Origin of the sequence: Bartonella sp. AC158YNML (assembly GCF_042196725.1) — a bacterium.
GTDB lineage: Bacteria > Pseudomonadota > Alphaproteobacteria > Rhizobiales > Rhizobiaceae > Bartonella.
Genome location: NZ_JBHIQU010000100.1, coordinates 1 through 589 on the forward strand (window position 1 = coordinate 1; position 589 = coordinate 589).

Annotated in this window: 1 protein-coding gene; it reads right to left on the reverse strand. The window is 41.9% G+C overall.

Going from position 1 to position 589, the window contains the following annotated elements:
- The coding region (locus tag ACFIM1_RS09470; RefSeq protein WP_375694708.1) for a hypothetical protein at positions 1 to 589 on the reverse strand (589 nt) is incomplete at both ends.

Below are 589 nucleotides of genomic sequence, written 5' to 3' on the forward strand. Positions count from 1 at the left end.
TTGGTCATAGAACCTGTAATACTCCCCCCTCCTCCAGATGCTGTTAAGGTTCTCGCAGAATTCTGACGGCTTTGAAGTTCTGCAACCTGATTATTCACTTGCAATGCTTGGTTCTGATAGCCAAGATTTTGCGCTATTCTATAAATCTCTTCTGCCGGATTGAGATCTCTTTGTGCACAAGTCGCTACAAGCGCATGCAATTGATCTCTTATAATCGCATCTATTGTGTTTTGTTGTCCATATTCAGGATAAAGTGATGACCAAGAACTCAATTCTTTTGCGCGTGCCTCATAAAGAAAATTTGCCGCGGCATCAAAATCACTGGATTTATTTTGAAACGACTTAACAGAATTATTAAAAAATTCACCAAGACGCATATCGTGCTGCTGCTGTTCCTCAGCTTGTCTTAGCGTTTCTTTCTGTTCCCTAATATACGCATCTTGCTTTTGAATCTTATCTAACATCCACGCCACTAAACGAACAGGGTCCTCACGTAGATCTGGGGGTGCATTTTCACCTTCAACCATTGGCGTCTGAGATTGAGGTTCATAAAACTTGACAAGCGCTTCACGGGCTTGTTGAGCTTGTT